This window comes from Haladaptatus halobius (assembly GCF_020618475.1).
Lineage (GTDB): Archaea > Halobacteriota > Halobacteria > Halobacteriales > Haladaptataceae > Haladaptatus > Haladaptatus halobius.
This window is the reverse complement of record NZ_CP085336.1, coordinates 1,183,348-1,207,515: the sequence shown is the minus strand read 5'-3', so window position 1 is coordinate 1,207,515 and position 24,168 is coordinate 1,183,348. Positions and strand designations below refer to the sequence as shown.

Sequence of the window (24,168 nt, the reverse complement as noted above, 5' to 3'; positions counted from 1 at the left end):
AACGGGAAGTGTGTTTTCTCCTTACGGGTCCGGGTCGTAGACCCAGAGCATGTTTGGTCGGTGGAGGTCGTTATCCTCGCCGACGACGACGCGACCGTCGGGAAGGACGACGAGGTTGTCCGGGTTGGCGACGGTGTTCTCCGGGTCGACCGTCGAAGACGCGTCCGCGAGCTTTCGCAACACGCCTCCCGCGAGCCCTTTCGCCGCTTCGGTCGTTTTGTAGACGCCTTTCGCGCCGCCGGTCTCCCGAGTTTCCCGAGGTGCGGACGACCGACGTTCCTTCGTCGGGTTGAACGAGCAGTCCCGACAGACGGTGCTGTTCGAGTTAGGGTGCGAGTCGTACGGACAGCCGCCGCAGACGTTCGCGTTCGGGCCGACGACGATGACCGGTTCCATTCGGTCGATGTAGCCGTACCGATAGGCGTTCCCGAAGTAGCCGAGGTACTCCTCGACGGACCGTTCACCGTTCCCGTACGTCGTCTCCTCGGAACTGAACCATGCTCGCGCATCCGGTTCGTACTCCTCTGAGGTGAGCGGCGTCCCCCACGGGAAGACCGTCTCGAAGCAGTTGTTCCACGTCCCCTCGACCGGTCGGAAATCGAGGTTGCGTTTCTCCGTGACCGTCCACCCGCCGGTGTCGCTCGCCCGTTCGAGCGTCAGCCGACTCATCATCCCGGGTTGGGTTTCCCAGTTGGCGAAGAGATAGCCGCCGTTCCCGCCGTCATCGGGAACGAACCCGTTGAAGTCGGGGTTCGCCCCGTCCGTCAGCGGTGCCCCCGACTTCAAGTACGGAATTCCCAGTCGCTTCCCGTTCACTGTCGCGTCGCCGCCCTCCGCGAGAACTTGGTACGAGCCGTCCGCGATCTTGACGTACTCGGCGAGTGATTTCGGCGGCTGTACGCTCTCGAAGTCGCGGGGAAGGCGCGTCATATCGACGCCGGTGACCGCTCCTATCGCGCCCGGTCGGTACCGTCCGTGCGCCTCCGCACCCGGATGCTGGACGTTGAAGAAGAGCCGTCCGACGTCCGTCAGAAAGATGCCGGTGAACTCCGCGCCCGCGACGGTCGTCGCAAATCGGTTGAGCGTCGGTTTGGTCTCCCCGTGACCGCGACCGCGTCCACTCCTCGCACCGGCCATTCCCGCGTGGACGCCGAGCGACACCGCGATCAGCGATTCGAGCGTGGCGCGCCGTGACAGGCGTTCGCGCATGACGAGGTATGTCGGATTCTATCCGACTCATGCTTTTTGCAAATTATTTACGTATATAAATATGAATGTGAGAAATAGTATAAATAAAGGAATGATAGCTACATTGGAATACGTACCAGTACTTCAACCTGAGACGCCGGAATATCCGAGTGGGATTAGGGCGATTCGCTCGTCAAATCGCCGCTCAACCGCCCGAACTGCGACGTTCGACGGCGGCTTCCTTCGTCTCGTTCGCGTCGATGCCGAACAGGAACCCCGCGATGAATAGGAGTTCGTTTCCGACGTAGTACCGTTGGACGACGTACTCGACGAGCGATTGCAGCGATTCGGGAGCGACACCGCCGAACAAGACGAGGACGAGTGCGAATACGGCGGCGAGTCCGGCGAACCAACGAGTCACCGCCCCTGAGACGAAGCCGACGACGAAGACGCCGACCGCTGTGAGGAGGCTCATACCATCGATTGTGGCTCGTCTCGCGCTTAGCTATTGGGTTTCGAGCGAGTTGTCGGTCTCCCGTAGCCGATACTTCGTCATCCCCTTCTGTCGCCGTCGAGCGACCTGTCGTTCGACGACCAACTCGCTGAGCGCCGCTTCGACCGCCTCCCGCGAATCGCCTTCGACCAGCGAGACGAGCGACCGGGCGGTGACCGGTCCCGGATACGCTCGCTCTAACTCCCGTACGACCGCCCGTTTCGCTGATTCCGTCGTCATAGTTCTCCCTCGACCGCTCCTTCGAGACTCTACTCCATCGCCATGTGCGTCTGGGTGCTTTCGACCCCGTTGATCGTCAGCACGCCTGACGCGACGGTCTCCCTCACGGCCGCCGGCGAGTCCACCTCTACTTTCGCAATTACGTCGATATCGCCGGCGACGATGTGGGCGTCGACGACACCGTCGAGTTCCGCGACCGTATCGCGTATTCGATCCACTAACGGCACGTTCGCTTTGATGAGGACGTACGCGGTAACCATCGATTCTCCCCTTCCGAACTAGAAGCGAGCCACGACCAAAGTGTTGCCGCCGCCCGTTCGAACCGGGGTTCCGCGTCCCTTCGCGGAGGGCTTTCCTGACCCCTGCTGCCCGGTGAATCACCTCCGGTAGGATATCAAGGAGTATTCCCTCGGAAGGTGGACACGTACCGGTACGCGGCGTTACGATATTCGGTGGGCCAACGCGGCGATATCGGTCGGGTGGTTCGCGTTCGAGCCGAAACATATCGTAGAAGAGTTATAGAAAGAACTGTGTGAAGGCAATCTAACAGCTAGATTCGAACTAACACATGAGTAGCCTTCTACGGGAGTCCGTTTCCGACGGGACAAACGTTCTCGTCCACACGCCGCCGCTGGACACCGACGGCGATCCCAAGTGCCTCGATTTTCTCACGACCACTCCGCTGTCCCGGTCGAACGTTCTCATCGTCTACTACGTTCGCACCCCGACGAGTGGCTGACGCGGTGGCGCGAGTACGTCGGCGAACTCCCGGCGCGACTCGGATTCATCCACGTCGGTGATACGATGCACTCCGCGGCCGCATCCGCCCCGCAGTCGTCCACTTCGGAACGACGACCGCCGGACATCGTCGAAGGCGTGGCGAATCCGACCAACCTCACCGGTCTCGGCATCAAGGTGAGCGAATACCTCACGGAGTGGGAGGGCAACGGGAACCGGAGCGTCATCTGCTTCGACCCCCTCACGGTGCTCCTTCAGTACGCGGAGAACGTTCAGACCACCTTCAAGTTCCTCCACACGCTCATCGAGCGCGTCCAAGCGGCGCAGGCGCGAGCCTGTTACAAGATCATGCCCTCCGCCCACGACGACCGAACCGTTGCAACCCTGTCCAGCCTCTTCGACGGCGTTATCGACTGACGGCGAGTCGGACGTTTTCGCGCTTCGGGCGGAGACGGTTCCGGAACGGGCGTCGGAAACGTCCCGTCCGTCGCCTCTCAGCCATCGTCTCGTAGCTATCATCCCTCAGTCATCTTCTCTCACACGTCACCCGCGTCGCGGCGTCGGAAGAACACTTTCGGCTCCATCGAGAGCTTCGTCTCCCCCGCCTCGTTCTCCATCTCGATGTAGAACGTCACCAGTCCGCGGTTCGGGTCGCTTTTGAGCGGTCGCTTTTCCAAGACCTCGGTTCGGACGGAGAGCGTCTCTCCGGGGCGAACAGGGGCGGCCCATTCGAGACGCTCGACGCTGGGCGACCCGAGACTGCCACCGTCGCCGAGAACGTTGTCGACGAGGATCCGCATGCAGATGGCGGTGCTGTGCCATCCACTCGCCACGAGTTCGCCGAACAGCGACTCCGCCGCCGCCTCCTCGTCCACGTGGAACGACTGCGGGTCGTACTGCTCGGCGAACGAGATTATCTCCTCTTTCGTGACTTCGTAGCTACCGAACGTGTCGGTTTCGCCGACGTCGAGATCGTCGAAGTACGTGCCGGACATACGCTCGCCTTGGTGCGGTCTGACCAAATACCCGGCGGTCGTCAGTCAGGTCGGGCGGCGTCCGCATCGACGACGCGACCGAGGAAGAGCACGGCGTCCGTCGGTCGATGCCGAATCAGAAAGAAGAACGGGCGGTCGACGGTCATCTCGAACGGATCGAGCGCTGCCGATGACGCCTTCACCTCGACGGCCGTCGCGGCCGCGGCTTCGGTTCCCTCCTCGTCGACGGCGACGTAGCTCTTGTGGAGCACGTCATCGATACGCAGTTGCTCGCTCGTCTTTTCGAGGTCGGCCATCCCGCCGAAATCGGCGGCGTTCGAGAACGCGACCGGCATCCCGAGTTTTGCGAGCGTCTCCGGGAGTTCAAACGACGATTCGATGGTGAATCTCGGGAGCGCTATCGTCCCGTCCCGGCTCTCCATCGACTCCACCAACGCCGCCAGGCGGTCGACGTCCAACGACCGCGCAAACTCCTCAAACGTTCCCTCCTCGGGGAGAACGACGGCCATTCCGACCTCGTCACCGACGTACGGAAGTTCGATGATTTGGTGGCCGTCGACGGTCGCGTAAGGGAACGATTCGGATTGGCGCATCGTCGGAACCCGCGACGTCGTCCCGTCGAGCGCGGTGAACGGCCGCTGTTCCGTCCGGTCTTTCTCGAACGGCTCCGCCCACGTCGCTCGGAAGTAGACGGCGTTCGTCAGGACGAGCCTGGTCAGCGAACCGAGCGCACCCTTCGGAAGCAGATCGGTGATCCTCCCCTCGGTCCGCTCGGCAACCCAGTCGTTGATGGTTTCGGTCGCTTCGTCGTGATTCTCCTCGAAATCGTAGATGTTGAGACCGGCGTCGTAGTAGGTTGTGAGCGTCGTGAGAAAGTCGTCTCGCCACGGGTAGCCCCGTTGTCCCCAGATAGCGTTTGCGGTCGTCAGTTGGAAGGGAACGTCTTTCCCCGAATCGTCTCCGTCGTTCGCGGCCAGTCGCTCGTCGGTCTCGCCAAAGGCCGCGTGGAGCGAGGCGCCGTCCAGCGGAAATCGGAGCGCTTCGGCCATCTGGGTTCGCGTCTCGCCGCGCGCCCCGGCGTAGGTCATCGCCAGCGCGACTGAGATGCTGTAGGGCGAGACGAACTGGTTCTTCGCGGATTCGCCCTCCGCGAGTGACGAGAGGAGCGTCAGTCCGAACGCGGCGTTTCCGCGAGCCAGTTCGGAGAGAGCGCTCGCTTTCGCAGTGGCCGGATTTGGGTTCAGGCCGCCGGTCATGGTCTCTACGTTCACGTTCGACCCGTCGGACGACAGCGGCCCGAGACAGCCGGGGAGGAGGGAACAGCGACGAGCGCGTTCGAGAGCGCGAGGACGGTGCGTCGAGTCGGAGGCATACGCTACAGATGTATGTAAGCCGCGAAATGTGTTTGGAAGGCTCAAAGAACGGTTTGACATACGCGCGGGACGAGTGACGGTCTCGCGTAGTATCGCCGCGCGATTGCACCTTTTTCTCCGTCGAGTGCGTATCCGGGGTCATGTCCGCGTCGAAACTAGCGGTCGTGTTGTTCGGTTTCTTCGAACTCGCCTTCCCTAGGAAAGTGGTCGAGTTGGGAGAACGAGCCGCGTTCGAGAATCCGGGCGTGAGCGAACTGCGGTCGTGGACGATTCCCGTCGCCCGCGCCGAAGGAGTCGCCTTCCTCGCGCTGGTGTTGCGCGGCGACCAGTCGTACTCCGAAGTCGCGCCTCTCCTCGGACTTATCGGAGTGCCCGCGCTACTCGTACCGAGGCGGTTCGTCGACGCCTCGATGCGAATCTCGTATCGGGACTCGGCGGCGATAGAACTGAAATCGTGGGTCGTCCCGTTCACGCGCCTCCTCGGACTCGTCTACGTGCTCGTCGCGGTGCACGAATTCGCCGAGCGCCGATCCACCCGGTGAACCGTTCTCTCGCCGCTCTCGCAGTTACCGCGCTTCGTCGCTCCTCGTCGCTCCTCGTCGTTTCTCGTCGTTCAGATCCGATTCGAGGTAGTCGAGTCGGTCTTCGAGGTCGTCGATTCGTTTCTGCTGTTCCACGAACATCGAGACGAACGCCGTCATCTCGATGGGTTGGTGATTCTGGAGCCGACCCGCGTCGGCGTGCGCTCGCGCGTACTCGAAGAGTCGGTCGAGCGCTGCCTGGTCGGTGCCTCGAAGTGCGCGCCGGTACTCCTCCCACCGCGTCTCCATCGCGTCCAACGAGTCCTGATAAGTCGAATCAGTACGGTTCATCACGACTGACTATACTGCCGGGGAACACATAGGTACGACCGGGTCGTTTTCAGAGCTTCCGAAAGGAGCGTTGCGGGGCGGTCGGTGCGGTTTCCCTCCAGTGAAGAGCGCCCGCCGGTAAGGAGTAGGGTCGATATCGGTGGTGTACCCGTGGTCGTCCCGGGGCTTTCCGATTCCATTCCGAAACCCTCGTGAGAGCGACGAACCCTCCCGCCGCCCCAGCGAGTTTGTATACACAATCCGTTTGTAACGTACACAAAAAACTTAAACGATATCCGAACGACCATGGGAGTGACGTTGTCATGCCACAAGCCGTCTTCGACAGGAACGAGTACGAACGGCGGATAGAGCGGACGAAAGAACGAATGCGCGAGGCCAAACTGGACGCCCTCGTCGTCTCCGACCCGGCGAACATGAATTACCTCACCGGCTACGACGGGTGGTCGTTCTACGTTCACCAAGCCGTCATCGTGACGCACGACCGCGACGAACCGGTCTGGGTCGGGCGGGAGATGGACGCCAACGGCGCACGGCCGACGACGTGGCTCGCCGAGGAGAACATCCGGCCGTACAGCGACGACCACGTTCAATCGCCCTACGACCTCCACCCGACGGACTTCTTCGCCGAGGTACTGGAGGAACTCGACGTCGACGACGCCCGCATTGGCGTGGAGATGGACGCCTACTACTTCACCGCGAAGTCGTACACTCGACTCCAACGGAACCTCCCAGACGCGGAGTTCGACGACGCCACGCTCCTCGTCAATTGGGTTCGGGTCGTCAAGTCGAAACGGGAATTGGAGTACATGCGCCAAGCCGCCCGCGTCTCCGAGAACGCGATGCGGGCCGGACTCGACGCGGTCGCAGAAGGCGTCCCCGAGTACGAGGTGGCGGCGGAGATCTACGACGGACTCATCAGGGGAACCGACGAGTTCGGCGGCGACTACCCCTCCATCGTCCCCCTGATGCCCTCCGGCGACCACACCGGAACGCCGCACCTGACGTGGACGGATCGACCGTTCGAGCGGGGCGACCCGGTCATCATCGAACTCTCCGGCTGTCGGAATCGGTATCACTCCCCGCTGGCGAGAACGACGTTCGTCGGCGACCCGCCCGAGGAGATGCGGCACAGGGCGGAAATCGTCGTCGAAGGCCTTGAAGCGGCGCTCGACCACGTCGAACCCGGCGTCACCGCCGAATCGGTCGAACGGGCGTGGCGCGACGTCATCGGGAAGTACGACATCGAGAAAGAAGACCGGATCGGCTACTCCATGGGTCTCGGCTACCCGCCGGACTGGGGCGAACACACCGCCAGCATCCGCCCCGGCGACGAGACGGTGCTCGAGGAGAACATGACGTTCCACATGATTCCCGGCCTCTGGTTCGACGATTTCGGCGTCGAACTCAGCGAGACGTTCCGCGTCACGTCGAACGGAGCCGAGGTGCTGGCCGACTTCCCGAGGGAACTCTTCACCGCGTGACTGCCATCTCCGTCCTGTTTCGGGGTGCGTTGACGGCGCTCGATACCTTCGAAACGGACGATACCCTCGATAACGGAGCGTTGTGACTCGCTAACTCGATGGAACGATCGTCTCGTTTTATTCGCGCCCCTGTCCATCGGGTAGCGGGTCGAACCATGACGAATGAACCCAACGCATCCGAGGCACGAAACTCGGCGGAGGCGTCACACCGAACGCCGCTACGGAAGGGTGCACTGAGAGAGAGTACACCGACGACGGGGACGCTCGCGCTCGGACTCGGGAGCGCCGGGAGCGCGTCGGCCCAACGCCAGAACGTGCTGGTGTACACCTACGACTATCACCCGAACGTGCAGTTCCGCGTCACCGACTCGATAGAGCAGTCAGCCACCGTGCAACTCCTCCAACGCCCTGGCGGCACTGACGTTCCCGAGATAAGCCAACCGGACGAGTACGACGGGTACGTGATTCGCTATCTCCTCCGCGGGCGGGGCCGGAGGGGGAACATCACCGCGTTCGTCTTCGGCCGCGACCTCGTGCTGGCTCCGGGCGAGCGCCGCCGATTCTCCGGGGACGCGTCCGTCTTCAGCGGTACGCTCAACCTGCTCGGAACCACCATCCACGGACGCGACTGAGCGACTGACCGAGACGAAAGAAGCGGTCTCGTACCTCGTTATTTCGTCGTAGTCAGCGAGAGTCCGGCGCGAGCACCTGATTTTCGAGCGTCTCGCCCTCGTCGAGTCGTTCGACGTTTCGAGCCACGATATTGGCGAGTCGTTCCCAGTGGCGCGGCGTGTGTCCCCCGGTATGCGGCGTGATGAGGCAGTTTTCGAGGCTCCAGAGCGGATGGTCTTCCGGGAGCGGTTCGGGGTCGGTCACGTCGAGCGCGGCCCCGCGAATCTTGTTCGACCGCAGCGCCGACACGAGCGCGTCGGTGTCTACGATGGGGCCGCGCGCCGTGTTGACGAGAACCGCGTCGGTCGGCATCGTCGCGAACTCCGATTTCCCGACGAGTCCCCGCGTCGTCTCGGTGAGCGGGCAGGCGACGACGACGTACCGACTCCGCGAGAGGGCGTCGTGGATGGCTTCCTCCTCGAAACCGACGACTTCGTCGGTCGGGCCGCCTTTCTCCGGCGTGTATCGGACGCCGATGGTCTTGACTTCGAACCCGTCGAGTCGCTGGACGACGGCCTCGCCGATGGAGCCGAGGCCGACGACGGTGACGGTGCTGTCGGTTAGTTCGCCCGACTGGAAGTGGCGCCACTCGCGGTTCCGCTTGCGTCGCCAGCCTTCGTGGAGGCGGCGCGCGAAGACGAGCATGTTGCCGACGGCCTGTTCGGCGATGCCGGGCGCGTGGATACCGCCGGCGTTCGTCACGGCGACGCCGCGCTCCGCGAGGACGTCCATCGGAACGTGGTCGGTTCCGGCGAACGCGCACGCGAACAGTTCGAGTCGGTCGGCGCGGGCGAGCAGGTCTTCGCCGACGGTGATGCCAGTGACGACCCGCGCGTCCGCGACGAGTTCGCACTCCTGTTTCGGCGTCCGGGCGAGCGCGACCGTCCGGTCGGGGAGGCGTTCGCGCAACTCGTCTGCGTACGATTCCATCGAAAGTCCTTCTGTCCCCTCGCGGAGAACGACGATATCGGGGTTCTTGCTCATTCTATCTCCACTGCGTCTTCCGACGCGAATCGATAGTCGAACGATTGTGACACTCCAACTTATTCCTTTTGTGTAGCCACTGTCAACAGTAAGCGTTTACAATTAAGTGCGTGGAGCGTGTTAGGGTCACGCATGCCCGAGTCGATACGAGAGCGTCTCGCCGAGGTGCGCCGCGAGTTCCACCGCCACCCGGAGCCGGCGTGGTGCGAATTCTACACGACGCACCGCCTCGTCGAGGAATTGCGAGCCATCGGCGTCGACGAACTCGCGGTCGGAGCCGAGATTTACGACGGCGAAGACCGCATGGCCGTGCCCGAAGACGACGACATCGACCGGTGGTACGAGCGAGCGATCGAACGCGGAGCCGACTCTAACGTGCTCGACCGGATGACCGGCGGAAACACGGGAGTCGTCGCCGTCCTCGACGGGGGCGACGAACCGACGGTCGGCCTTCGGGTCGATATCGACGCGCTGTTCATCGAGGAATCGGCAGACGACGACCACGCACCGACGGCCGAGGGATTCCGGTCGGAGCACGACGGGACGATGCACGCCTGCGGCCACGACGCGCACATGACGTGGGGTCTCGCCGCCGTCGAAGCCGTGAAGGAGAGCGACTTCGACGGGAGACTCGTCGTCTTCTTCCAGCCCGCAGAGGAGGTGTCGGGCGGCGGCTATCCGATGGCCGAGAGCCGATTCGTCGACGGTCTCGACTACTTCTTCGCCGTCCACGTCGGTCTCGACCACCCGACGGGCGAGGTCGTCGCCGGAATTGAGCGACCCCTCGCGATGTGTCACGTCGACGCGACGTTCGAGGGAACGTCTGCGCACGCGGGGAAAGCGCCCGAGGAGGGGGACAACGCGATGCAGGCGCTCGGCACCGCCATCCAGAACGCCTACGGCATCCCCCGCCACTCCGACGGGATGACCCGCGTGAATCTCGGGAAGGCGGAGGCGGGGACGGCGAGCAACGTCATCGCCGAGCGCGCCCACGTCTCGGCCGAAGCGCGCGGCGAGACGACCGAACTAATGGAGTACGCGAAATCGCGGCTGATCGGGACGCTCGAAACCGCCGCCGAGATGCACGGTTGCGACGCGAACGCCGACGTCGTGAGCGAGTCCCCGCGCGCCGACAGCGACTCCGAACTGGTCGCCGTCGTGGCGGACGCGGCCCGCGGCGTCGATGGCGTCGATTCGGTCGTCCCGACGGCGGATTTCGGCGCGAGCGAGGACGCGACGTTCCTGATGGAGCGAGTGCAGGGGGACAGCGGTCTCGCCACGTACCTCATCGTCGGCACCGACCACCCGACGAGCCACCACACCCCGACGTTCGACGTGGACGAGCGAAGCCTCGGCATCGGCGTCGACGTGTTGACGAAGTCGATACTCGCAGTCGCGGAGGACGGCGTATGAGTTCGGAACGGACGACGGGCGAGGTGCCGACCGCCGCCGACATCGTCACCATCGCCGACGTCGAGGCCGCCCGAGACCGGCTGGAAGACGCGGTTCACCGGACGCCGCTCGACCGCTCGACGACGTTCGCGGAGCGGAGCGGGGCGGCCTCGGTCGGTCTCAAACTGGAGAACGTGCAGCGAACCGGGTCGTTCAAGATTCGCGGCGCGTACAACGCGATGGCTCAACTTTCTCCGGAGGAGCGCGAGCGGGGGGTCGTCGCGTCGAGCGCGGGTAATCACGCGCAGGGGGTCGCCCTCGCGGGGCGGTTGCTCGATATCGACACGACCATCGTCGTTCCCAAGGTGACGCCCGCCGCGAAGATAGAAGCGACGCGCGGCTACGGCGCGGAGGTCATCGTCGAGGGCGACATCTACGAACGCTCATACGAGTACGCGCTCGACCTCGCCGACGAGGGGGATCTGTCGTTCGTCCACCCGTTCAACGACGGGGCGATCATCGCCGGGCAGGGAACTGTCGGCCTCGAACTGCTGGAGCAGTATCCCGAACTCGACACCGTCCTCGTCGCGATCGGCGGCGGCGGACTCATCTCGGGTATCGCAACCGTGCTCAAGGAACGCGACCCGGACATCCGCGTCGTTGGTGTCCAACCGGAGGGGGCGTTCCACGCCAAACCATCGCTCGACCGCGACGCGATACACGAACTCCCCGACGTGGACACCGTCGCGGAGGGTATCGCCGACACGCGCCTGCTGGAGAAGACCTTCGCGGTCGTCCGCGAGCGCGTCGACGACGTGGTCAGCGTCAGCGACAGGGAGTTGAGCGTCGCCGTCGCACTCCTCGCGGAGCGAGCCAAGACCGTGGCCGAGAGCGCCGGTGCGGCGCCGCTCGCCGCGCTCCTCTCCGGCGCGGTCGACGTGGACGGCGAGCACGTCGGCGTCGTGATCTCCGGCGGCAACGCGAACCTCACCGAACACGGCGAACTCGTACGTACCGGCCTCGCGGAACTCGGCCGGTACGCGGACGCCCGTCTCGCCGTCGACGACTGGCCGACCGGCCTCGGCGCGCTCTCGGAGACCATCGAGGAAAACGGCGCGGAACTCGACGTGCTAGAACGCGCCCGCCGAACCGCCGAGGACGACCCGAACCGGACGCCCGTATCCATCAGCCTGACCGGTAGCGGCCCGGAGCACGTCGGTGAGGTGCTGGACGTGTTGGACGCGTTGGACGGTGTGGCGGTCGTCGCCGACAGCCTCGACCGATAACGCGCTTCTCGGCTATCGGTAGTTCGTGTTACGTGCAGAGCGGGTATTCGACAAAACACCGAGTCCGCGGACTAGGGTTCCGTCCGCTTCGGCCGCGGTGCATCCTCGTCCTTTCGAATCTTCTCGGTCTTCTCGACCCGGGCGTAGAGGTCTTGCCACGCCTCTGCTTCGTCGAGCAGGCCGTGTTCAACGAGTAGCTGCCGGCCGCTCTCGGTGAGACCGTAGAAGACGTGCGGGAGATCCCGACTCCGTTCGCCGACGGGGATTTCGACCGTCTCCACGACGTCGACCGCGACGAGTCGCCGGAGGTGATCTTGAATCGTGGTGCATTCGACGGGCGGGCTCATGTAAAACATCCGCACTCCCGAACCGATTCCTCTCAGCGACTTCGTCTCCCGACCGAGCTATCGTTTCGGCCCGCAAGTCTCCGCTCGAATCCCGACAGAATCGAATGCTACCTTCAAGCCGCCTCGATGGCTTGGTTCAGGATGCCGATACCGAGTTCGATTTCGCGCTCGGTCGAGTCGAGCGGCGGGAGCAGGCGGATGGTCTTCTCGCCGCACCCGAGGACGAGCATCCCCCGGTTCAGCGCCTCCGCGACGACGGCGTCGCGTCGGTCTTCCGTGTCGAACTCGACGGCGAGCATCAGGCCCTTGCCGCGAACGTCATCGACGTGCGGGGATGCGACGTCCCGAAGCAGTTCCTTCGCCTGCCGGCCGCGCTCAGTCGCGTTGGCGAGCAGGTCGTGCTCCTCGACGGCTTCCAGCGTGAACACGCCCTGCATCGACGAGAGAACGTCGCCGCCGCCGAACGTCGACCCCAAGCGATTCTTCTCGGTCGGGAAGACGTTGGAGCGCGAGATGGTCGCGCCGACGCGGAGCGCCTTCGCGCTGGCGATGATGTCCGGTTCGATAGGGTAGTGGTCGGAGGCCCACATCTCGCCGGTTCGGGCGATGCCCGACTGAATTTCGTCCACGACGAGCGGGATGTCGTACGTCTCGCAGACGTCGCCTACCTCCGCCATGAACTCCGCGCTCGGGAAGCGATACCCTCCGACTCCCTGAATCGGTTCGACCACGACGAACGCGATTTCTTCGGGGTTGACGTGGCCGCCTTCGGGTTGGAGCGCGTTCCGGAGCTGCGAGCCGCCGCGCCGGAAGAACCCGCAGTCGCAGTCGTCGGCCGTGCAGTGGCGGTCGTCACAGAAGGGAACCGTCCGAACGCCGGCTATCTCCGGATAATGGCGGGTGTACACCTCGTTCGAGCGAGTGAGAGAGAGGGTGCCGAGCGTCCGTCCATGAAAACTGGCTTCGAACGCGTAGGCGTACTTGGCGGTCGGATTGCGGTCGTGGCTGATCTTCATCGCGTTTTCGATGGCTTCCGCGCCGGAGTTCGAGAGGAAGACGGTGTCCATTCCGTAGTGGCTGGAGACGTCGACCAGCTTCTCCATCAGGTGACTGGAGCCGGGGAACTCCGTCGTCTCCGGGTCGGTTCCCGCGCCGAAGTACATGTCCTGGCCGGCGATCTTCATCGGCTCGACGAGCGTGAACTCGCGGAGTTTCTCGACGATCTTCTCGTTGTTGTAGCCGAGGGGTGCCGCACCGATGTGGCAGGTGAAATCGAGGAGGACGTTCCCGTCCACGTCGGTGACGAACGGACCGTCCGCCTCGCCCGTGGTGTCCCAGACGAACTCGTGTGAGAACTCGCTCGGAGCCGCGTTCGACCTGTGGAACTCGATCCACTTCCGGGCGTTCGGGCCGGGGAGTGCGCCAGCGTCGGGTTCCGCCGTATCCCTATCCATACACAAAGAATGTATATGGCGTCAATTAAAACTTGTTATGGATTGGCCGAGAGAAGGAATTTTCGTCGGTCAGTCGTCGTCGGCTGGGTCTTTCCGACCCGCCGATTGCTTCGCCGCGTCGCTGGTGCCGAAGATCGACGTCTCCTCCTGTAATAGGACGCTTCCGTGCTCGTCTTGGAACGTCCTGATGAGGCCGATAACCGCCACCGAACAGACGATGAGGAACGGGCCGCCGGTTGTGATCGCGGCGGCCTGAAGCGCGTCGGCACCGCCGATGACCATCAGGATGGACGCGACCGTACCCTGAAGCAACGCCCAGAAGATGCGGTTGATGGACGAGGGGTGTTCTTTCCCGCCGGTGGTCATCATCGAAACCGCGAGCGTCGAGGAGTCCGCCGACGTGACGAAGAACGTCGTTACGAGGACGAGGAACCCCAAGAGGAACAGCTGGCCGAGCGGGAGCGCACCGTAGAGGATGTACCCGGAGACGGCGGAGCCGAGGTTGGGATTGTTGATGGGTCCGAGTGCGTTCACGGCACCGGTGTGTTGCAGCCAAACGCCGGTGCCGCCGAGCACGACGAACCACGGAATCGTCGCCATCGCGGTCGCGCCGATGCCCGTGAAGGCGACCTCTCGAACCGTGCGACCGCGAGAGATGCGCGCGATGAACAGCCCCGCGAACGGCGACCACGCCAGCGGCCACGCCCAATAGAACACCGTCCAGTCGTTCGCCCACTTGCCACTTTCAGTAACGTGGGTAAACAGGCTCATCTTAAAGAAGTCGCCGATGAGGCCGCCTATCGCCTGCGTCCCGACTTCGAAGATGAAGAACGTCGGACCGACGATGAGGGTGCCGACCATCAGCACGAAAAAGAGCGTCATGTTGAAATTCGACAGCCGACGGATGCCCCGGTCGACGCCGAACAGGAGCGACACGGTGAAGATGACCGTCATCCCGGTGATGATGGCGATGGTTCCGGCGTCGCCGAGCTGGATGCCCCACCGGTACTGCAGGCCGGTGAGGAACTGGCTCCCGATGAATCCCAGCGAGGTCGCAACGCCCCCGAGGGTGGCGAACACCGCGAGGATGTCGACGAGGGTTCCCCAGAAGCCGTCCACGTTGTCGGCGCCGAGGAACGGCGTCAGCATGGCGGAGACGCGGAGCGGCGCGCCATAGTTGTAGACGAAGTAGCCGATGCCTAGTCCCATCACGGTGAAACACGACCACTGGGTGAGACTCCAGTGGAACAGCGAGTACTGCACGGCGATGGGCATCGCCGCCGCGGACTGGTCGGGAACGTTGTAAAGCGGCGGGACGCTCCCGTAGTGCGTGAGCGCCTCGGCGGGCCCCCAGAAGACGATGCCCGCCGCGAGTCCGGCGGAGTACATCATCGCGAAGTACGAGAAGTAGCTGTATTCGGGCGGTTCGTCGCCCAGTTTCAGCTTCCCCCACGGGCCGAAGATGAGGAACACGAGGAAGACGACGAAGCCGAGCATGCCGATGAGGAACGCCCAGTTGAAGTGGGCGAGCATGAACTCCTGTACGGCAAAGACGACGTCACCCGCCGCCTTGGGACTGTAGGCGAAAATCGCAACGAATAGAAGCGTGATTCCCGCGCCGAACGCGAAGATGGTCGGCTCGATCTCGTCGAAGAACTCGGCGACCGCACCCTGCTCGTTCGACCGACTCATAACCGCTCACCCCCTTTTCGGCGATTCGACCACTCGTCCACCGCGTCGGAATTTCCCGTCTCGTACTCCGACGACCGCAGTTCCACCCTCTCGGAGCGTTCTTTCGGTTGTCGATTCACCTGCGCGCGGTCACAACGGTCGTGCGGTTTTGATTTCATGGTTAGTGTATGCTCTCAACGACCATGCCGTGCGGTACCATACACTCCACCAGTCGTGAAAGACCCTGATAAATATTACGATTATTGAACCCCATGGTTACAGAATACGTTTACTAATAGAGTTCGAGAACGTTAATTGTGTACAGTAATAACAGAGTAATTTGGTAGCACGCAGCAACGAGTTGAGTATCAGCACGGCGACCAATATTCGAAGCTGCTATCAAAACCATTTCAGAACAGACGGTAAATATTAACGCTAAACGAACGAGTTTTGTTTCCGCGTCTGACGTACTGCCACCGTCGAGCGCGACGATTCGACGAGTTGGTTCGAAGTTATCGATTCTTACGCACCGAACATCGAACGATTTCGAAATGCTTCGTAACCCTTAATCCCGTCTATACACAAATTCTGTGTATGAGCGACCAGCCCGACGAGACAGAGCCCCCGAACGACCTCGCGTACTCCGCCGACCGGGATAGGGGTATCCTCACGCCGAGCGACAGGGAGTACCTCATCGGACGAAAGTCCGACTACACCGAACACTCCAAGAAACAGAAGCGAAATCGGATTCGCCGCCGTCTCCGCAACGCCATCCTCGACTTCACGATACTCTTCGAACACCTCGAAGACCGCGACCGGGAGACCGTCTTCAACCCCGACGACGATGCGAGGGACGCTTACACGCGGGGCATCACCGACATGCTCGCGTTCCTCCACCTCGGGACGATGGGCTACTACACCCCATTCAAGGACATGCTCGCGCAGGGCGTCAACAAAGCCGAACAGGAGCTCGCGGGATCGGACTACCGAATGGTGACCGTCGATTTCAACGTCGACCCGGTCGGCCGCATCGACGTGGACGAGGTCATCGACAAACTCGAATTCGGCGACTTCGAGGAGATCACCGACGAGGAACTGCGCGCGTTCGTCCGCCTCCTCGCCGAATCCGGAGATTTCTCCGCGACCTCCATGCGCTCGGAGATGAAAGAACAGATGAGCGAGTTCATCGAGAGGGTCGACGCCGCGACGGAGCAGCGCGACCGACGAGTCGAAGAACTGAACGACTGATTTTTGCCGCTCAGCCGAGATACGCCACGGCGTCCATCTCGACGCGCACGTCGCTGGGGAGGCGCGACACTTCGACGCAGACTCTCGCGGGAGGGTCGCCCACGAACTGCGCGGCGTAAGCCTCGTTGACCTCGTCGTAGTCGTCCAGGTCGGTCAGGTAGACGGTGACTTTGACTACGTCGGCGAGACCGTCACCGCCCGCCTCGTCGACGACGGCGGCGATGTTGTCCAACACCCGTTCAGTCTGTGCCTGGATGTCGCCTTCGACGTCCTCGCCGGTCTTGGGGTCGACTGGGCCGTACCCCGAGACATACAGCGTGTCGTCGGCGCGAACCCCCTGCGAGTACGGGTTGTCGGTGCGCGGTGCGTCGTCCGTCGTGATTCGGTCTGTTTCGCTCATGGTTTTCGGATAGGGGAAATTCAGGCGGCGCGTTGTTCGGCGGTGGCGTGGCGGATTGCCTCGACGATGACGTCCATCGCCGTCTCCGCGAGTTCCTCGGCGAGCACCAGCGGCGGGAGCAGGCGGAGGACGTTTCCGTGTCGCCCGGCTTTCCAGACGAGGACGCCGCGTTCGTAGCAGTGCTGCTGAATGGCTTTGACGGTGTCGCCGTCCGGCTCCCCGTTCGAATCGACGAACTCGGCGCCAATGAACAACCCTTTTCCGCGAACCTCGCCGAGTCGGCCGGTCTCCGCCGCGGCCTTGCGTAGTCGGTCGCGAATGTAGTCGCCGACCTCCCGCCCGTGGGCGAGCAGGTCGTGGTCTTGGATATACTCGATGGCCCGTGTGCCCGCGCGCATCGCCACCACGTGACCGCGGTACGTCCCCGCGTGGTCGCCCGATCCCCACGTGTCGAGGTCTTCGCGATACATCGTCGCCGAGAGCGGGAAGCCGACACCGCCGAGCGCTTTGGCGGTCGTCATTGCGTCGGGCGTCACGTCGTACCACTCGCTCGCCCACCACTGACCGGAGCGACCGAGCCCGCTCTGAATCTCGTCGAAGACGAGTAAAACGTCGTTGTCGTCGGCGATTTCACGCAACCCTTCGAGGAAGCCCTTCGGCGGCGTGATGACGCCCCCTTCGCCCTGAATCGGTTCAACGAAGATGCCCGCCGGATTGGCGAGTCCACCGTACGGGTCTTCGAGTATCGCCCGCACCTCTTCGAGCGCGTGGTCGACCGCCTCCTGCGGGGTCTTCTCCTGTCCGAACGGGTGGGGATACGGCGCGTGGACGACGTCCGAGAGGAGCGGCGTGTAGTGGCCTTTGAACCTCTTGTTCCCGGTGAGGCTCATCGCGCCGCTGGTCGCGCCGTGGTAGGCTCCCCGGAAGGCGATGAGGCTGTTCCCGTCCGTGTTGTACTTGGCGAGTTTGATGGCGGCCTCGATGGCGTCGCTGCCGGTCGGTCCGCCGAAGACGACGCGGTTGTCTCCCCGCAACTCCCCCGGCGCTATCTCGTCAAGCTTCTCGATGAGTTCGAGGCGCGCGTCGCTCGGAAAATCGACCGTGTGGACGAGTTTGTCCGCCTGTTCGTGCACCGCTTCGAGCACGTACGGGTTCGCGTGTCCCACGTTCAGCACGCCGATACCGGCGAACATGTCGATGAACGTGTTTCCATCGGCGTCGCGAACCGTCGCGCCCTTGCCCTCCTCGAACGCGACCGGGATGTCCTCCGGATAGGCGACGGCGCTACTGTCGATTTCGCGCTGTTTCTCCAACAGTTCGCGGGAGTTCGGCCCCGGCACGGCGTCGACGTTCGGTGCGTCCTCGTAGTGCAGTTGGTCGATGGGTGGACCGGCCGTCATACGAGAAACCATGTGGAACAGTTATAAATAAGTTGTCCACGAATTCTATTCAGACCATATACGAAAACTGAATTCGCATCGCAGTTTCATCTCGATAATAGGTGATGACATACACAGTTTCCGTATCAAAATAACGGTGCGCCGCCGGACGTCGCGGTGACGGTTCACGCGAGACGATGGGACGGAAATCAGCGAGACCGGTACGTGCGCGCACGGTTCTTCCCGTCGGCGACGACGAGTCGATAGTGATCCATCTTGGCGAGATAGTTGCGAACCGTCCGCTTGGTCTTCGGTTCGTCGACGCGCTCAGCGTAAGCGTCGTAGAGCTCTCCGGGGTCGAGTTCCCCTTCGTCCTGCAGTATCTCGTAGAGAGCGCGCTGGTGCGGGTTGAGCTGTTCGACGGTCTTCTGGCGGACTTCGCGGCGGCCGTCCGGAACCGCCTCGCGGACGATTTCGGTCGTGATTCGCTCAGTGCCCGACTGGTCGGCGCGTCGTGCCGCATTTCTGAGGATGCCGATCGCGACTCGAGCGTCCCCGGCGGCGGCGTCGGCGATGATGGCCAACTGCTCGTTTCCGATTCCGTCCTCCGTAAGCCCCCATCGAGCGCGTGATTCGAGGATGGAGACGAGTTCGTCGAGGTGGTACTTCTCGAAGAGGATGCGGACGCAGGTCTGTAACCGGCTGGTCAGGCGACCGTCCAACTGGCTGAACAGCTCCGCTTCCCGGTTGGTGATGAGTATCATCGAGACGTTCCGCATCCGATAGAGGTCGTAGAGTACGCTCTTGTCTTCGAGTTGGTCGACCTCGTCCAGGATGACGACGAACTGCGATTCGTCGTACCCTCGGAGCCTGTCGAGTAGTTCGTCTTTCGGCGTTGAGCGACGGTGGATATCGACCGTCCGACCGATGCCGTCGAGTAGCCGATACAGTACTTGAAATCGGGTGTACTCCTGCCAGCAGTTGACGTACCGGGTGTCGATGTCGAGGACGTTCTCGCGCAGGCGCTCGACGGTGTAGTTGGCGATGCAGGTTTTCCCCGCACCGGACGGCCCCAATAGGAGCGACGTCTCTCCGGTCTGTCCGTCCATGATGGGTTTGAGCGTGTTCGAGAGGGCGTTGACCTCGGCGTTGCGATGCTCGACCTCGTCGGGAATGAACTGGGACTGTAGGACGCGAGCATCGCGTATCATGTCTATGCACTCGATATTTCCCCCGACGTAATAAACGGAACTGCGTTACTTCCGATTCTTCCGATTCGTCGTCCTTTATCGAAAGTTAGAGGTTATGTAAATACAACAAGAATGGAGAGTATCGGCTACGTATTTCGGCGAAACTCTTACGTAGTATCATATCATTACTATATATGGTGTAAGAGAATGTCTACCAAGGAAGGAGAGGAAACAAACTCCATCGACGCGGACAACGTTCCCGCGGGGAACGCCCCTACCCCGACACGAACCGTCTCGCTCTCGGTCAGTGCGACGTTAGAATTGCTCGCTAGCCGGAAGCGGAGAATGGTTCTCGAATTTCTCAGGGAGATGCCCGACGATACCGCGACGGTCGCCGAACTCGCGGAGCATCTCCGGCAATCGGGAGACGAATCGACGGACGGAACATGTCAGAATATATCGATGATGCTCACTCATGCTCATCTTCCGAAACTCGAAGACGCGAGTGTCATCGAGCGCGAGGGCCGAACCGTTCAGTACCGACGTTCCGACCGCCTCGACGACTGGTTACTTCGAGTCCGTGCCGAGGAGACAAACTGACGAACGCGACGGTCGCACCGACTTCGACCGAATTCGCCTTCCGACGATTTCGACGCGTTCGAGCGATAGCGATTCGACCGTCGCTCGGCGCGATTCGCGGCGTTCATTCGGTCTTGGCAAACCGTTATCCGTTACGAAGTCGGCTGGGTCGACATGCTAACATATGCCTCGTGGGATAGCAGTCGCCGATTCGCGCTCCTCGGCGGGTGTGTCCTCTCTCTCGTCACCCTCGTTTTGTTCGTGGTAGTGTTTCCGGCGTACAATTACGGTCGTACTTCCGTGGCGGAACTGCTATGGTACACCGTTGGAGCCTTCTCCTTGGGAGTGGTTACAGTTTCCTGTTCGGTCGGTATCTAATCACGTTACCGGTCGTCGTCACGACGGGTCTTTACGTCGTCTCGCTCGTTTAAACGTGGACTAGAATCACGAGTGCCTACAAAAAAGGAGCAACCCTCCACGACGGCCCCACGGCCGTAGCCTTCCTCCTCACGGTCTGGGTCGTTCCGTTCGCTCTCATCGGCCTCGTCGGGGGGAACGAGTGCGTGTTCAAACACTTACTTCGTCGACATCGTGTTCGCCGTAGTTCGGGGGAGTGACCGCCGTTTCGATGATCGCATCGTACAGTCGCTCGGTTCGCGTTCCTATCGCTCTCGTCCGGGAGTCGGTCGCGGTCGAACGATGCCGAGCAACGTGTTTCTGTCGCGGTCTCGACTCGTAGCGTCCCGCGACACTGCTACTCGTCGTCGAACAGCGACGGTTCGTCCTCGTTCGTTTCGAGGAGCGGGACGGGCGGCCCCCAGAGATACCGATGTTCGCCTTCGCACTCCGGGCAGTCGTACGTGGCGATTCCCTCCCCGTCGCGCACGTCGGAATCCCAGTCGTCGGGATCCGTGTGCTCGGTCGCTATCAGTTCTAACGTCTCGGGACATCGAATCTCGACCCGATGGTCTCGGTCGAGATCCGTCCGGTTCTCGGACGCGTTAGTGAATCGGTCGAACATGAGTATCGGTGAAATTTCGGCCGCGTACTGGAACCGTTCGCACGCCGTAGCGATATTGGGTACCGGAGCGATACCAATGCGTCGATTTCAATCTTCAGCTTTCTTTGAAAGTAATGGCGGGCGAAAATCGGTACGTTTCCTGCGTCGACAGACCGGACTACCAATCCGATCGGTCACGCCGCGTCCGCGGTCGTCGCGTCCTACTTATCGCTCGCGGTCGGCTCGGTGAACAGCGCGTCGAAGAGTTTCCGTTCCGTGAGTCGGACGTGCCGATGGAACGTCGGCGCGCTTTGAACTCGCGGGTCTCACCGGCCAGCGCGGCACGGTAGTTCGCCTTGAGTAGTTCTCTGATCTCGGGCTGGGAGTAGAGGTCGTCGGACACTTCCTCGGCCGCACCCGTTCGCGGCCGCCACCAGACGCGCCCGCGAGCGCCCACCTTCTTGGTTTCCACGTCACCGCGCTCCACGAGGCGGTTCAATCGGTCGTACGCCGCGCGTCGCGTGTAGTCGAGGACGTCCGCGACTTCGCTCGTCGTGAGCGGTGCGGACGGCGGGTCGGCGGCAGCGAAGACGTCGAGCGTTTCTGCGAGGATGTCCTGCGAGAAGTCCACAGAACCCATGCGACGACGTCTCACCGACCGTAGTTAAATCCCCGTCAACGGAAGTCACCGTTTTCGGTCGCTCTCCAACGACGTGAGTACGAAATAGTTCCGAACGTCGCGTTCGTCGACTCACCACGAATCGAAATCCGACGAAACAGTTAGATAGAAAACACTAATACTTTATGACCAACCGTTAGGGGCTGACGGTGATACTTCTCGGTAAGCATCGCGACACGATGCGGACTATCTAGAGGTAAAATAATGATCGATCTCAGAAGGCTATCAGCGACTACTCAACTGTCAGTGACTACTCGACTACCGGTAGCGACGGGGGGAACGGTACGAACCGAACGAAGCGAGGTATCGACTATCGCCGAGCGCGGAGACCGCCGGTGCAGGGAGGGGACGCGTGACGAGGGTCGTCTGTGACGAGTGCGGAACGGAACAGACGGTGACCATCTTCAGTCCGAAATGCTCGGAATGCGGATCGGCGGAACTGACCGTCATCGACGAGGAAGACGAGACGGACTCCGAGTAGCGTCGCGTGAGCGGTCGCGGAGACGGTGCGAAATCACGGAGCGTCCGCGTCGGTCGCACGTTCGAGACGGAACACGTCGACGTCGGTGCCGGTATCCGAATTTCGTTGGGCGACGACGCGGAGCGTCTCTCGAACGAGTTCTTCGACGGCGTCGAGTTCCTCGTCGGTGTCCGCATCTTCGAGTCGTCCGAACGCGACGGACGCGCCGCTTCCGAGCGCGGCGGTGTCGGTCGATAACACGCGCCCGTCGCTCCCGACCTCGCGGAGCGGAACCGTCCCTTCCGGGTCGCGCGCCACGACGAGCGTATCGACGCCGACCGCTTCCGCGATTTCGCTCGCCGTCCGGGCAACGCGGTCGAGGGCCATCGGTTCGTCCGTCTCCACTCGGTAGGTTCGTAGCTCGGCCCCGAACCGCCTGTCGAACTCCTGTATCGCCCCGACCTCGCCGACGACGGCAGCCCCGGCGAAGTCGTAGTCGAACACCCGCCGCACCGTCTCGCTCTCGACCGATCCTCTGCTCGTCTCCCGCCGGTCGCCTGCGAGCACGGCACCGTCGGGGCCGGCGACTCCCAGTACAGTTGCCATGGTTGGGGTTCGACCAGCGAGGAAAAGAGAGTTGTTGCCGCTACCCGTGGACGCACTCGACTCCCGCTACTCGACTTCGATCTCCACCACGTCGTTATCGTCGTCGAACCCCGTGCCGCCGAACTCCTCGCGGAGAGGGTCGGTCACGAGGTCTTCGATGACCAGTTCGAGGTTGCGCTTGTTCGACTTCCAAACGGCGTCGATGATGCCCCCGACGTAAGGGAGCGACCCGCCTGCGACGTCGATGGTGACGTTCGCTATCATCCGCAGGAGCGTCGTGTACGAGACGCCGAGGCGGGCCGCTTCGAGGACGATATAGAGCGAGAGGCCCGCGCTGATGACGTCGCCGACGACCGGGAGCGCGCCGAGCACGGGGTCGATGCCAACCCGGAATTCCGTCCCCGGCACCCGGACGAAATCGTCGAAGACCCGCGCGACCGTCCGCATGCGCTCGATGGCCGCCCTGTCGACCGTTTCCGGCAGTTCATCGTCCAAGTCGCCGCGGAATGCGGCGTTTCTGTCGAATGTTTTTCTGTCCCCAGTCATAGGTGATAACTATCGTCGTAGTCAAATAAATCCGGTGCCTGCGAGCGCGGCGAACGCTTCTCTCGGACGATTACGTTCCGAGTCCCCGCGAACCGACGAACCGCCGAACGCCGAGGTACGCCGCGACCGACCCCACTACGTAGACGCCGACCATCGCGTGCGTCAACGAAGTCTGACTGCCGATAGCGAGCTTTGTGACCGTGTTCGCGGGCGATTCCGGAAGCAGGTAGGTCGCGCTGAAGACGACGGTCTTGCCGGATTCGCCGAGGTCGCGCGTCAACTCGATGATGTAGTTCGTCGTGAGCGGGTCGAGACCGCTCGCTGGTTCGTCGTACACGAGCACGTCGGAGTCGTTGACCAGCGACCGCGCGATGGCGACCTTTCACCGCATCCCCTTCGACATGTCCCCAGCCGTCGGTCGCGGTGGTCGAGTTCGAGGCGGTCGAGCGTGCGACGGATGCGCTCGTCGGCGATTTCGGTCGGAACGTCGTAGAGGTCGGCGAAGAACTCCAGATACGAGAGCGGCGTCATGTCCTCGTACAGCGGCGACTCCTCGGGGAGGAACCCCAACTTCATTCACATCTCGGGGTCGCTGGCGTCGTAGCCCGCGACGCGAGCGGTTCCGCTCGTCGGTTCGATGAGACCCGCCAGCATCTTCAGCGTCGTTGTCTTCCCTGCCCCGTTCGGCCCGTTGATGCCGAACACCTCGCCCTCGGACACCGAGAAGCGACTTCCTTCGACGGCTGTGAACTCGCCGTATTTCTTCCGCAAGTTAGACACATCGATCACTGAAATGTTTGATCCTCGATATCAACAGAACTTGAGTGTTTGGCAGTCGCAGAACGCCCGCAGGAGAGAACCTTTCACCGCTCCGAGCGGGCGTCCGGCGAGCCCG

General features: G+C 62.6%; 30 protein-coding genes and 1 pseudogene. 10 read left to right on the top strand and 21 right to left on the bottom strand.

The window, feature by feature from the left end; all coding sequences use genetic code 11:
* Positions 1-21: 21 nt before the first annotated feature.
* The 4 genes from LIW51_RS23080 to LIW51_RS23065 all read right to left on the bottom strand — a co-directional run bounded on the left by LIW51_RS23080 (position 22) and on the right by LIW51_RS23065 (position 2,181).
* Entirely contained in the window at positions 22-1,209 is a 1,188-nt protein-coding gene (locus LIW51_RS23080; protein WP_227377433.1) for a PhoX family protein, read from the bottom strand.
* 184 nt (positions 1,210-1,393) lie between these two features.
* The gene (locus LIW51_RS23075; protein ID WP_227377432.1) at positions 1,394-1,663 is read right to left on the bottom strand and encodes a hypothetical protein; all 270 of its coding nucleotides are present in this window, start codon (positions 1,661-1,663) and stop codon (positions 1,394-1,396) included.
* A 30-nt stretch (positions 1,664-1,693) separates the two neighbouring features.
* Positions 1,694-1,921 (bottom strand): hypothetical protein, encoded by a 228-nt coding sequence (locus LIW51_RS23070; RefSeq protein ID WP_227377431.1) that lies wholly within the window; start codon positions 1,919-1,921, stop codon positions 1,694-1,696.
* A gap of 29 nt (positions 1,922-1,950) precedes the next feature.
* Positions 1,951-2,181, bottom strand: a complete 231-nt coding sequence (locus LIW51_RS23065) for an Lrp/AsnC family transcriptional regulator (protein ID WP_227377430.1) — start codon at positions 2,179-2,181, stop codon at positions 1,951-1,953.
* A gap of 394 nt (positions 2,182-2,575) precedes the next feature.
* Between LIW51_RS23065 and LIW51_RS23060 the strand changes: the two genes are divergently transcribed.
* Positions 2,576-3,076: a DUF7504 family protein gene (locus tag LIW51_RS23060; protein WP_227377429.1), complete on the top strand. Its 501-nt coding sequence runs from the start codon at positions 2,576-2,578 to the stop codon at positions 3,074-3,076.
* A gap of 119 nt (positions 3,077-3,195) precedes the next feature.
* Here the strand turns inward: LIW51_RS23060 and LIW51_RS23055 are convergent, their stop codons facing one another.
* Both LIW51_RS23055 and LIW51_RS23050 read right to left on the bottom strand, forming a co-directional pair.
* A complete protein-coding gene (locus tag LIW51_RS23055) occupies positions 3,196-3,654 on the bottom strand; it encodes a MaoC family dehydratase (protein WP_227377428.1) in 459 nt (152 codons plus the stop codon).
* 41 nt (positions 3,655-3,695) lie between these two features.
* Positions 3,696-4,925, bottom strand: a complete 1,230-nt coding sequence (locus LIW51_RS23050) for a serpin family protein (protein ID WP_227377427.1) — start codon at positions 4,923-4,925, stop codon at positions 3,696-3,698.
* A gap of 242 nt (positions 4,926-5,167) precedes the next feature.
* Between LIW51_RS23050 and LIW51_RS23045 the strand changes: the two genes are divergently transcribed.
* A complete protein-coding gene (locus LIW51_RS23045; protein ID WP_227377426.1) occupies positions 5,168-5,569 on the top strand; it encodes a hypothetical protein in 402 nt (133 codons plus the stop codon).
* A gap of 24 nt (positions 5,570-5,593) precedes the next feature.
* Here LIW51_RS23045 and LIW51_RS23040 read toward each other — a convergent pair whose 3' ends face one another.
* The gene (locus tag LIW51_RS23040) at positions 5,594-5,899 is read right to left on the bottom strand and encodes a DUF8156 family protein (protein ID WP_227377425.1); all 306 of its coding nucleotides are present in this window, start codon (positions 5,897-5,899) and stop codon (positions 5,594-5,596) included.
* A gap of 302 nt (positions 5,900-6,201) precedes the next feature.
* Here LIW51_RS23040 and LIW51_RS23035 point away from each other — a divergent pair, with 302 nt between their 5' ends.
* Both LIW51_RS23035 and LIW51_RS23030 read left to right on the top strand, forming a co-directional pair.
* Positions 6,202-7,380, top strand: coding sequence for a M24 family metallopeptidase (locus tag LIW51_RS23035; protein WP_227377424.1), 1,179 nt, complete (start codon positions 6,202-6,204; stop codon positions 7,378-7,380).
* Positions 7,381-7,535: 155 nt separating this feature from the next.
* Positions 7,536-8,012 (top strand): hypothetical protein, encoded by a 477-nt coding sequence (locus tag LIW51_RS23030; RefSeq protein WP_227377423.1) that lies wholly within the window; start codon positions 7,536-7,538, stop codon positions 8,010-8,012.
* Between the two features lie 52 nt (positions 8,013-8,064).
* On the opposite strand, the gene LIW51_RS23025 is transcribed toward LIW51_RS23030, so the two are convergent.
* Positions 8,065-9,036 (bottom strand): D-2-hydroxyacid dehydrogenase, encoded by a 972-nt coding sequence (locus LIW51_RS23025; protein WP_227377422.1) that lies wholly within the window; start codon positions 9,034-9,036, stop codon positions 8,065-8,067.
* Between the two features lie 132 nt (positions 9,037-9,168).
* Here LIW51_RS23025 and LIW51_RS23020 point away from each other — a divergent pair, with 132 nt between their 5' ends.
* Entirely contained in the window at positions 9,169-10,449 is a 1,281-nt protein-coding gene (locus tag LIW51_RS23020; RefSeq protein WP_227377421.1) for an amidohydrolase, read from the top strand.
* Positions 10,446-11,714, top strand: coding sequence for a threonine ammonia-lyase (gene ilvA / locus LIW51_RS23015; protein ID WP_227377420.1), 1,269 nt, complete (start codon positions 10,446-10,448; stop codon positions 11,712-11,714). The genes LIW51_RS23020 and ilvA overlap by 4 nt, the downstream gene beginning before the upstream one ends.
* Positions 11,715-11,785: 71 nt before the next feature.
* Here the strand turns inward: ilvA and LIW51_RS23010 are convergent, their stop codons facing one another.
* The 4 genes from LIW51_RS23010 to LIW51_RS22995 all read right to left on the bottom strand — a co-directional run bounded on the left by LIW51_RS23010 (position 11,786) and on the right by LIW51_RS22995 (position 15,365).
* On the bottom strand, positions 11,786-12,061 hold the full coding sequence (locus LIW51_RS23010; RefSeq protein WP_227377419.1) for a hypothetical protein: 276 nt from the start codon (positions 12,059-12,061) through the stop codon (positions 11,786-11,788).
* Positions 12,062-12,174: 113 nt separating this feature from the next.
* Positions 12,175-13,515, bottom strand: coding sequence for an aminotransferase class III-fold pyridoxal phosphate-dependent enzyme (locus LIW51_RS23005; RefSeq protein ID WP_227377418.1), 1,341 nt, complete (start codon positions 13,513-13,515; stop codon positions 12,175-12,177).
* A gap of 69 nt (positions 13,516-13,584) precedes the next feature.
* Entirely contained in the window at positions 13,585-15,207 is a 1,623-nt protein-coding gene (locus LIW51_RS23000; protein ID WP_227377417.1) for a BCCT family transporter, read from the bottom strand.
* The gene (locus LIW51_RS22995) at positions 15,204-15,365 is read right to left on the bottom strand and encodes a hypothetical protein (RefSeq protein WP_227377416.1); all 162 of its coding nucleotides are present in this window, start codon (positions 15,363-15,365) and stop codon (positions 15,204-15,206) included. Before LIW51_RS22995 ends, LIW51_RS23000 begins: the two co-directional genes overlap by 4 nt.
* 415 nt (positions 15,366-15,780) lie before the next feature.
* On the opposite strand from LIW51_RS22995, the gene LIW51_RS22990 reads away from it, so the two are divergent.
* Positions 15,781-16,434 (top strand): DUF8102 family protein, encoded by a 654-nt coding sequence (locus LIW51_RS22990; protein WP_227377415.1) that lies wholly within the window; start codon positions 15,781-15,783, stop codon positions 16,432-16,434.
* A gap of 10 nt (positions 16,435-16,444) precedes the next feature.
* Here the strand turns inward: LIW51_RS22990 and LIW51_RS22985 are convergent, their stop codons facing one another.
* The 3 genes from LIW51_RS22985 to LIW51_RS22975 form a co-directional block, all read right to left on the bottom strand.
* Positions 16,445-16,834 (bottom strand): Rid family detoxifying hydrolase, encoded by a 390-nt coding sequence (locus LIW51_RS22985; protein WP_227377414.1) that lies wholly within the window; start codon positions 16,832-16,834, stop codon positions 16,445-16,447.
* Between the two features lie 20 nt (positions 16,835-16,854).
* Entirely contained in the window at positions 16,855-18,234 is a 1,380-nt protein-coding gene (locus tag LIW51_RS22980; RefSeq protein WP_227377413.1) for an aspartate aminotransferase family protein, read from the bottom strand.
* 188 nt (positions 18,235-18,422) lie between these two features.
* Positions 18,423-19,424 (bottom strand): Cdc6/Cdc18 family protein, encoded by a 1,002-nt coding sequence (locus LIW51_RS22975; protein ID WP_227377412.1) that lies wholly within the window; start codon positions 19,422-19,424, stop codon positions 18,423-18,425.
* 186 nt (positions 19,425-19,610) lie between these two features.
* On the opposite strand from LIW51_RS22975, the gene LIW51_RS22970 reads away from it, so the two are divergent.
* Both LIW51_RS22970 and LIW51_RS22965 read left to right on the top strand, forming a co-directional pair.
* Positions 19,611-20,003: a DUF7344 domain-containing protein gene (locus LIW51_RS22970; RefSeq protein WP_227377411.1), complete on the top strand. Its 393-nt coding sequence runs from the start codon at positions 19,611-19,613 to the stop codon at positions 20,001-20,003.
* A gap of 153 nt (positions 20,004-20,156) precedes the next feature.
* The gene (locus tag LIW51_RS22965) at positions 20,157-20,360 is read left to right on the top strand and encodes a hypothetical protein (RefSeq protein WP_227377410.1); all 204 of its coding nucleotides are present in this window, start codon (positions 20,157-20,159) and stop codon (positions 20,358-20,360) included.
* A gap of 5 nt (positions 20,361-20,365) precedes the next feature.
* On the opposite strand, the gene LIW51_RS22960 is transcribed toward LIW51_RS22965, so the two are convergent.
* From LIW51_RS22960 to LIW51_RS22950, 3 genes are all read right to left on the bottom strand, one after another.
* Positions 20,366-20,557: a hypothetical protein gene (locus LIW51_RS22960; protein WP_227377409.1), complete on the bottom strand. Its 192-nt coding sequence runs from the start codon at positions 20,555-20,557 to the stop codon at positions 20,366-20,368.
* Between the two features lie 179 nt (positions 20,558-20,736).
* Complete coding sequence (locus tag LIW51_RS22955; RefSeq protein WP_227377408.1) at positions 20,737-21,003, bottom strand: hypothetical protein; 267 nt, start codon at positions 21,001-21,003, stop codon at positions 20,737-20,739.
* A 157-nt stretch (positions 21,004-21,160) separates the two neighbouring features.
* Positions 21,161-21,622: a hypothetical protein gene (locus tag LIW51_RS22950; protein WP_227377407.1), complete on the bottom strand. Its 462-nt coding sequence runs from the start codon at positions 21,620-21,622 to the stop codon at positions 21,161-21,163.
* 391 nt (positions 21,623-22,013) lie between these two features.
* On the opposite strand from LIW51_RS22950, the gene LIW51_RS38685 reads away from it, so the two are divergent.
* Positions 22,014-22,142, top strand: a complete 129-nt coding sequence (locus LIW51_RS38685; protein ID WP_255767529.1) for a hypothetical protein — start codon at positions 22,014-22,016, stop codon at positions 22,140-22,142.
* 33 nt (positions 22,143-22,175) lie between these two features.
* On the opposite strand, the gene LIW51_RS22945 is transcribed toward LIW51_RS38685, so the two are convergent.
* The 3 genes and pseudogenes from LIW51_RS22945 to LIW51_RS22935 form a co-directional block, all read right to left on the bottom strand.
* Positions 22,176-22,727 (bottom strand): Ntn hydrolase family protein, encoded by a 552-nt coding sequence (locus LIW51_RS22945; protein ID WP_227377406.1) that lies wholly within the window; start codon positions 22,725-22,727, stop codon positions 22,176-22,178.
* A gap of 66 nt (positions 22,728-22,793) precedes the next feature.
* Complete coding sequence (locus LIW51_RS22940; RefSeq protein WP_227377405.1) at positions 22,794-23,273, bottom strand: DUF4112 domain-containing protein; 480 nt, start codon at positions 23,271-23,273, stop codon at positions 22,794-22,796.
* Between the two features lie 70 nt (positions 23,274-23,343).
* A pseudogene (locus LIW51_RS22935) lies at positions 23,344-24,062 on the bottom strand (ABC transporter ATP-binding protein).
* Positions 24,063-24,168: the final 106 nt, after the last annotated feature.

Coding starts and splice junctions, on each gene's coding strand:
- LIW51_RS23080 (WP_227377433.1), bottom strand. CDS start 1,209: ATGCGCGAACGCCTGTCACGGCGCGCCACGCTCGAATCGCTGATCGCG.
- LIW51_RS23075 (WP_227377432.1), bottom strand. CDS start 1,663: ATGAGCCTCCTCACAGCGGTCGGCGTCTTCGTCGTCGGCTTCGTCTCA.
- LIW51_RS23070 (WP_227377431.1), bottom strand. CDS start 1,921: ATGACGACGGAATCAGCGAAACGGGCGGTCGTACGGGAGTTAGAGCGA.
- LIW51_RS23065 (WP_227377430.1), bottom strand. CDS start 2,181: ATGGTTACCGCGTACGTCCTCATCAAAGCGAACGTGCCGTTAGTGGAT.
- LIW51_RS23055 (WP_227377428.1), bottom strand. CDS start 3,654: ATGTCCGGCACGTACTTCGACGATCTCGACGTCGGCGAAACCGACACG.
- LIW51_RS23045 (WP_227377426.1), top strand. CDS start 5,168: ATGTCCGCGTCGAAACTAGCGGTCGTGTTGTTCGGTTTCTTCGAACTC.
- LIW51_RS23040 (WP_227377425.1), bottom strand. CDS start 5,899: ATGAACCGTACTGATTCGACTTATCAGGACTCGTTGGACGCGATGGAG.
- LIW51_RS23035 (WP_227377424.1), top strand. CDS start 6,202: ATGCCACAAGCCGTCTTCGACAGGAACGAGTACGAACGGCGGATAGAG.
- LIW51_RS23030 (WP_227377423.1), top strand. CDS start 7,536: ATGACGAATGAACCCAACGCATCCGAGGCACGAAACTCGGCGGAGGCG.
- LIW51_RS23025 (WP_227377422.1), bottom strand. CDS start 9,036: ATGAGCAAGAACCCCGATATCGTCGTTCTCCGCGAGGGGACAGAAGGA.
- LIW51_RS23020 (WP_227377421.1), top strand. CDS start 9,169: ATGCCCGAGTCGATACGAGAGCGTCTCGCCGAGGTGCGCCGCGAGTTC.
- ilvA (WP_227377420.1), top strand. CDS start 10,446: ATGAGTTCGGAACGGACGACGGGCGAGGTGCCGACCGCCGCCGACATC.
- LIW51_RS23010 (WP_227377419.1), bottom strand. CDS start 12,061: ATGAGCCCGCCCGTCGAATGCACCACGATTCAAGATCACCTCCGGCGA.
- LIW51_RS23005 (WP_227377418.1), bottom strand. CDS start 13,515: ATGGATAGGGATACGGCGGAACCCGACGCTGGCGCACTCCCCGGCCCG.
- LIW51_RS23000 (WP_227377417.1), bottom strand. CDS start 15,207: ATGAGTCGGTCGAACGAGCAGGGTGCGGTCGCCGAGTTCTTCGACGAG.
- LIW51_RS22995 (WP_227377416.1), bottom strand. CDS start 15,365: ATGAAATCAAAACCGCACGACCGTTGTGACCGCGCGCAGGTGAATCGA.
- LIW51_RS22990 (WP_227377415.1), top strand. CDS start 15,781: ATGAGCGACCAGCCCGACGAGACAGAGCCCCCGAACGACCTCGCGTAC.
- LIW51_RS22985 (WP_227377414.1), bottom strand. CDS start 16,834: ATGAGCGAAACAGACCGAATCACGACGGACGACGCACCGCGCACCGAC.
- LIW51_RS22980 (WP_227377413.1), bottom strand. CDS start 18,234: ATGACGGCCGGTCCACCCATCGACCAACTGCACTACGAGGACGCACCG.
- LIW51_RS22975 (WP_227377412.1), bottom strand. CDS start 19,424: ATGATACGCGATGCTCGCGTCCTACAGTCCCAGTTCATTCCCGACGAG.
- LIW51_RS22970 (WP_227377411.1), top strand. CDS start 19,611: ATGTCTACCAAGGAAGGAGAGGAAACAAACTCCATCGACGCGGACAAC.
- LIW51_RS22965 (WP_227377410.1), top strand. CDS start 20,157: ATGCTAACATATGCCTCGTGGGATAGCAGTCGCCGATTCGCGCTCCTC.
- LIW51_RS22955 (WP_227377408.1), bottom strand. CDS start 21,003: ATGTTCGACCGATTCACTAACGCGTCCGAGAACCGGACGGATCTCGAC.
- LIW51_RS22950 (WP_227377407.1), bottom strand. CDS start 21,622: ATGGGTTCTGTGGACTTCTCGCAGGACATCCTCGCAGAAACGCTCGAC.
- LIW51_RS22945 (WP_227377406.1), bottom strand. CDS start 22,727: ATGGCAACTGTACTGGGAGTCGCCGGCCCCGACGGTGCCGTGCTCGCA.
- LIW51_RS22940 (WP_227377405.1), bottom strand. CDS start 23,273: ATGACTGGGGACAGAAAAACATTCGACAGAAACGCCGCATTCCGCGGC.